7 protein-coding genes are annotated in these 6,095 nt (G+C 67.6%); 1 reads left to right on the plus strand and 6 read right to left on the minus strand.

Annotation, left to right across the window (positions count from 1 at the left end; all coding sequences use genetic code 11):
* The 5 genes from JWN68_RS09565 to JWN68_RS09585 all read right to left on the minus strand — a co-directional run.
* Nucleotides 1-1,063 (minus strand): GTP-binding protein (locus JWN68_RS09565; protein WP_297738114.1); only part of this gene is annotated, 1,063 nt, incomplete at its 3' end.
* Between the two features lie 140 nt (nucleotides 1,064-1,203).
* Nucleotides 1,204-1,674, minus strand: coding sequence for a 30S ribosomal protein S7 (rpsG, locus tag JWN68_RS09570; protein WP_297738100.1), 471 nt, complete (start codon nucleotides 1,672-1,674; stop codon nucleotides 1,204-1,206).
* Nucleotides 1,674-2,045 carry a 30S ribosomal protein S12 gene (gene rpsL, locus JWN68_RS09575; RefSeq protein WP_166317064.1) on the minus strand — a complete coding sequence of 124 codons (372 nt, stop codon included), beginning with the start codon at nucleotides 2,043-2,045 and terminating at the stop codon, nucleotides 1,674-1,676. The genes rpsG and rpsL overlap by 1 nt, the downstream gene beginning before the upstream one ends.
* Before the next feature lie 221 nt (nucleotides 2,046-2,266).
* The gene (locus tag JWN68_RS09580) at nucleotides 2,267-3,532 is read right to left on the minus strand and encodes an MFS transporter (RefSeq protein ID WP_297738106.1); all 1,266 of its coding nucleotides are present in this window, start codon (nucleotides 3,530-3,532) and stop codon (nucleotides 2,267-2,269) included.
* Between the two features lie 22 nt (nucleotides 3,533-3,554).
* Nucleotides 3,555-4,004 carry a MarR family transcriptional regulator gene (locus JWN68_RS09585; RefSeq protein ID WP_297738108.1) on the minus strand — a complete coding sequence of 150 codons (450 nt, stop codon included), beginning with the start codon at nucleotides 4,002-4,004 and terminating at the stop codon, nucleotides 3,555-3,557.
* 99 nt (nucleotides 4,005-4,103) lie between these two features.
* Here JWN68_RS09585 and JWN68_RS09590 point away from each other — a divergent pair, with 99 nt between their 5' ends.
* Nucleotides 4,104-4,664, plus strand: a complete 561-nt coding sequence (locus tag JWN68_RS09590; RefSeq protein WP_297738110.1) for a hypothetical protein — start codon at nucleotides 4,104-4,106, stop codon at nucleotides 4,662-4,664.
* 71 nt (nucleotides 4,665-4,735) lie between these two features.
* Here JWN68_RS09590 and JWN68_RS09595 read toward each other — a convergent pair.
* The coding region (locus JWN68_RS09595) for an NCS2 family permease (RefSeq protein WP_297738112.1) at nucleotides 4,736-6,095 on the minus strand (1,360 nt) is incomplete at its 5' end.

A 6,095-nucleotide genomic window follows, 5' to 3' on the forward strand; every position in this document is an offset into this window, starting at 1 on the left:
ACGCGATCTCCTCACGCTTGTTGGCGTGCATCTGGTAGACCTTGCCGATCCGCTCCTTGCGGCCGTTGACCGAGTTGACCACGGTCGTGCCGGCGGCGAGCTTGCCGGAGTAGACGCGCACGTAGATCAGCTTGCCGAGGTGCGGGTCGGTGGCGATCTTGTAGGCCAGGCCCGAGAACGGTTCGTCGTCGGACGGGAGGCGCTTGATCTCCTCGTTCTCGTCCTTGACCGAGTGACCGATGATCGCGTCGATGTCGAGCGGGGACGGGAGGAACTTGACGACCGCGTCGAGCAGGGGCTGCACGCCCTTGTTCTTGAACGCGGTGCCACACAGGACCGGGTTGATCTTGTCGGCCAGCGTCGCGCGGCGGATCGCGGCGTCGAGCTCATCGGCGCTGAAGTCGCCCTCTTCGAGGTACTTCTCCATGATCTCGTCGTCGGCCTCGGCCAGCGTCTCGAGCAGCTTGACGCGGTATTCGGCCGCCTGCTCGGCGAGGTCGGCGGGGATCTCCTCGACCTCGTAGTCCTCACCCATCGTGGTCTCGCCACGCCAGACGAGGGCGCGCATGGCGACCAGGTCGACGACGCCGATGAACTCGGACTCAGCACCGATCGGCAGCTGGAGCACGAGGGGGGTGGAGTTGAGGCGGTCGACCATCATGTCGACGCAGCGGAAGAAGTCGGCGCCCGTGCGGTCGAGCTTGTTGACGAAGCACATGCGCGGGACTGAGTACTTGTTGGCCTGGCGCCACACCGTCATCGTCTGCGGCTCCACACCGGCGACACCGTCGAAGACCGCCACGGCACCGTCGAGGACGCGCAGCGAGCGCTCCACCTCGGCCGTGAAGTCCACGTGGCCGGGGGTGTCGATGATGTTGATCTGGTGGTCCTTCCACCAGCACGTGGTGGCAGCGGAGGTGATCGTGATGCCACGCTCCTGCTCCTGCTCCATCCAGTCCATGGTGGCTGCGCCGTCGTGGACCTCACCGATCTTGTAGCTGATACCGGTGTAGAAGAGGATGCGCTCGGTGGTGGTGGTCTTGCCGGCGTCGATGTGCGCCATGATGCCGATGTTGCGGACCTTGTTCAGGTCGGTGGTGATGTCGACAGCCACGTTGGTGTCTCAGTCCCTTGCGAGTAGGTAGGGGGCGGTGGGCGGCGGCGTACGGCGACGGACAAGCCGTCGGCGTACGCCGCACACGATCACCAGCGGTAGTGGGCGAAGGCCTTGTTGGACTCGGCCATCTTGTGCGTGTCCTCACGCTTCTTCACAGCGGCACCGAGGCCGTTGGAGGCGTCAAGGATCTCGTTCATGAGGCGGTCGGCCATCGTCTTCTCACGACGGTCCGCGGCGTAGCCGACGAGCCAGCGCAGGGCGAGGGTGGTCTGACGGTTGGTCTTGACCTCGACCGGGACCTGGTAGGTCGCCCCACCGACACGTCGGGACTTGACCTCGATGGCCGGCTTGACGTTGTCGAGAGCGCGCTTGAGGGTGACGACCGGGTCGCTGCCCGTCTTCTCGCGGCAGCCTTCGAGGGCGGTGTAGACGATGCGCTGGGCAACAGCCTTCTTGCCGTCCTGGAGAACCTTGCTCACCAGCTGGGTGACGACCTGCGAGCCGTAGACGGGGTCGACGACGAGGGGGCGCTTGGGGGCGGGACCCTTGCGAGGCATTACTTCTCCTTCTTCGCGCCGTAGAGGCTGCGGGCCTGCTTGCGGTTCTTGACACCTTGGGTGTCGAGCGTGCCGCGAATGATCTTGTAGCGGACACCGGGAAGGTCCTTCACCCGGCCACCGCGCACGAGCACGATCGAGTGCTCCTGCAGGTTGTGACCGACACCCGGGATGTAGGCCGTGACCTCGACGCCGCTGCTGAGCCGCACGCGGGCGACCTTGCGGAGGGCGGAGTTCGGCTTCTTCGGGGTGGTCGTGTAGACGCGGGTGCAGACGCCACGGCGCTGCGGGGATCCCTTGAGGGCAGGCGTCTTGCTCTTGGACACCTTGTCCTGGCGGCCCTTGCGGACCAACTGCTGAATGGTGGGCACCGAGTGGTTCCCTTTCTTTTCTTTGATCTCTCGCAACGACGCTCTGTCGAGGCGGTGTCTTCGGGAACAGCCTCCGTGAGGTGGTGGTGCCCGACTGCGCACTGCGCAGGTCTGTGTCTGGCTGGTTTCGGGGCAGGCCTGAAGGCAGGCCAAACACGAGGAGTCAATCTACCGGGGGGTCCACGGGCGGTCAAAACGCGGAGACCGCCACGCACCGCGGCTCACACCGAGGTCTCCTGGCGGGACGGCTGCGGATAGAGCTGCGCAAGGGTCACCCCACGGGCCCGGGCGAACAGCAGGCTCGCCAGCGCGACGCCCGCGATCGTGAGCAGGCCGCCGAGGACCAAGGTCCAACGCGCTCCGAAGGCCTCACCGATCCAGCCCACGACGGGCGCCCCCACGGGCGTGCCGCCCATGAAGATCATCATGTAGAGCGCCATCACTCGGCCGCGGACCCCGGGATCGGTGTGGAGCTGCATGTAGGCGTTGGCGCTCGTGATCAGGGTCAGCGCCGAGATGCCGATGAGCGGCGTCACGAGCGCGAAGCTCAGGTAGGACGGCATCAGCCCCGAGATCGTCACCAGCGCGCCGAAGACCAGCCCGGAGATGATCACGAGTCGTTGCCGGACGTGCTCGCGGCGAGCCGCAAGCAGGGCGCCGGTGAGCGAACCCACGGCGAGGAACGACCCGAGCAGGCCGTACTCGCGCGCGCCCTTGCCGAAGATCTCGGTGGCCATCAGGGCGCTCGTCATCTGGAAGTTAAGTCCGAAGGTCCCGGCACTGAACACGATCGCGAGGATCAGCAGCAGGTCTGGCCTGGCTCGGACGTAGGCGAAGCCCTCGCGGATCGCGCCCGGGCCGCGATGGGTCAGCGCCGGGGAGTCCAGGCGGCTGGCGTCCATGCCCCGCAGCGTGAGGATGGGCGCGGCATAGGAGACGGCGTTGAGCAGGATGACCCAACCCGTTGCCACCGCTCCCCCGCCGAAGGCCGCGATCAGCAGGCCCGCGACACCCGGTCCGACCAGCCGGGCGGCGTTGAAGCTGGCCGAGTTGAGCCCCACCGCGTTGGTGAGGTCGTCGGTGTCGACGATCTCGGAGACGAACGACTGCCTGGCCGGTGCGTCGAAGGCGGCGGCGACACCCAGGGCGAACGCGAGGACGTAGACGTGCCAGATCTGCGCCGAGCCGGTGACGGCGAGCACGCCCAGGATCGCGGCAGGGACGGCCATGCCGAGGTTCGTGAGCTGGAGGAGTCGCTGCTTCGGCACGCGGTCGGCGATGAGCCCGGAGAACGGCCCGAGCAGCAGGAACGGCAGGAACTGGAGCCCGGTGGTGATGCCCAGGGCCGCGCCGGAGTTGGCGGTGAGCTGGAGCACCAGCCAGTCCTGGGCGACGCGCTGCATCCACGTGCCCGTGTTGGACACGAGTCCGCCTGCGGCGTACAGGCGGTAGTTGGGATTGCGCAGCGAGCGGAAGGTAGGACTCAAGTCTGGGTCAGTGCTCCTGGGATCAGTCGGCTTGGGACAGGCGATCGAGGATGGGGGCGGCGCGGCGCAGGGCGGCACGCTCGTCGGGGGTGAGGTGGGCGAGCTGGACAGCCAGCCAGGCGTCCCGGCGCGAGCGGTCGGCGAGGACCACCTCACGACCGCGCTCGGTCAGGGCCACGACCACCACGCGGCCGTCGGTCTCGTGCGGGCCGCGGACGACATGGCCCAGCTCCTCGAGACACGACACGGTGCGCGTCATCGAGGGCGGCTGGACGCGCTCCAGCCGAGCGAGCTGGCCGATGGTCATCTCGCCCCGACGCAGCAGTAACCCGAGCACGGCCATCTGGCCGAGGCTCAGGTCGTTCTCGGGGTGCCGCTCCAGCGCGAGGCGCCGGCGCAGGCGCATGACGCCGACCCGGAGCTCGGCGGCGAGGCCCGCGTCGGTGCGCACAACTGCTTCTGTGGTCGGCATGTCACTCACCATAACTCGTTAGCACTGCTAAGCATTCCCACCCGCACGCCGCGAAATAACTAGAGTGAAGCGTTTGTCCCTAGCAGCAGTGGAGTCCACATGTCCCCGCAAGACCCGTCACCTGAACCCTCGTCGACCGGCGAGCCCGACCCGACGCCCACCGGTGCGTCCTCCGCCAGGCCCGGGGGCTCGGCCGGCTCCTTCGATGCCTCGTCCGTCGAGCGCAGCGACTGGATCGTCCTGGGGCTCGCCTTCGCCCTGCTCGTGTGCAGCCTCCTGCCCTGGTACACCGTCAGCGTCGAGGTCTTCGACGTGGACAGTGGCTCATCGGCCAGCGGCTGGCACGGCTGGTGGACGTTGATCCAACTGCTCGTGCTCGCCGTCCTGGGCCTCAAGGCCTACGAGGTGTTCACCAAGGAGACGCTCCCCGTCCCGCCGATCGCCTTGCCGGCCGCGGGCGCGGCCATCGTGGCGCTGACGCTCATCGCGATGATCCAGGCGCTGACGGATGGCGTCAGCGGGGACGGATTCAGTGCCGGCCCCGGCGTCGGCCTGTGGCTCGCGATCCCGCTGTCGCTCGCGTTGACCTACTTCCTCGCGCTGGACGCCCAGAAGAAGGGCGCCACGCTGCCCGTGCGATTGCCCGGAGCGAGTGCCTGACCGTTCGGCACCTGCACGACTGTGATCCCGTCACCCGGAGGTGGCGGGATCCTGTCGTCCCGGGTGTCAGCTCAGCTGGTCAGCAGGCGGGAGATGGGGCTGATCGCGAAGTAGAGGACGAACATCGCCGCCACCACCCACATGAGGACATGGACGTCGCGCACCTTGCCCCGCACGACCTTGATCAGCACGTAGGCGATGAATCCCGCGCCGATGCCGGCCGAGATCGAGTAGGTGAACGGCATCAGCACGATCGTCAGGAACGCCGGGATGGCGATCTCGAGGTCGTCCCAGTCGATGCCGCGCACCTGCTGCATCATCAGGAAGCCGACCAGGACGAGGGCCGGGACTGCAGCCTCGTTGGGGACGATCACGACCAGCGGCGCAAGCAGCGTGGTCAGCAGGAAGAGCACTCCGGTCACCACGGAGGCGAGCCCCGTGCGGGCGCCTTCACCGACGCCTGCGGCGCTCTCGATGTACGAGGTGTTGCTGGAGACGCCGGCCGCGCCACCCGCCGCCGCGGCGATCGAGTCGACGATCAGGATGCGCTTGGTGTTGGGCGGGTTGCCCTCCGCGTCGAGCAGGTCCGCCTCGGCACCGATCGCGGTCATCGTGCCCATGGTGTCGAAGAAGTCGGCGAGCAGCAGCGTGAAGACAAGGAGCACGACCGTGATGACGCCGGCGTTCTCCCAGGAGCCCAGCAGGTCGAAGTTGCCGAGGAGGCCGAAGTCGGGGACGTCGGCGACCTGGTCGGGGATGACGGGGACGTTGAGGTTCCAGCCCTTGGGGTTGACGCCGTCCTCGGTGAACGTCGGCCCGACCTGCGCGAGCTTCTCCACGATGATCGCCACGATGGTGGTGACGACGATCGAGATCAGGATGGCGCCCCTGACGTGGCGGGCGTAGAGCGCGATGACGAGGACCAGCCCGAACGCGAAGACGAGGACCGGCCAGCCGGAGAGCTGGCCGCCGATCCCCATCTCGACGGGAACGGGGCCGGCTCCGGTGCGGCGTACGAACCCTGCATCGACGAGACCGATGAGGGCGATGAACAACCCGATGCCGACCGAGATGGCGATCTTGAGCTGCGCCGGCACGGCGTGGAAGACCGCCTCGCGGAAGCCCGTGAGCACCAGCACCAGGATGATGAGGCCCTCGATGACGACGAGGCCCATCGCGTCGGCCCACGTCATCTGGCTGGCGACCGAGAAGGTGACGAAGGCGTTGAGGCCCAGGCCCGTCGCGAGGGCGAGCGGGTAGTTGGCCACCACACCCATCAGGATCGTCAGCAGGCCCGCGACGAGAGCTGTGGCGGCTGCGATCTGCGGGAAGGTGCCCAGGACGTCGCCGTTGATGTCCTTGCCCTGGAGCAGGATGATCGGGTTGAGGACGATGATGTAGGCCATCGTCAGGAAGGTCACGAGCCCGCCG

It is taken from the genome of Nocardioides sp., from assembly GCF_025964975.1.
Lineage (GTDB): Bacteria > Actinomycetota > Actinomycetes > Propionibacteriales > Nocardioidaceae > Nocardioides.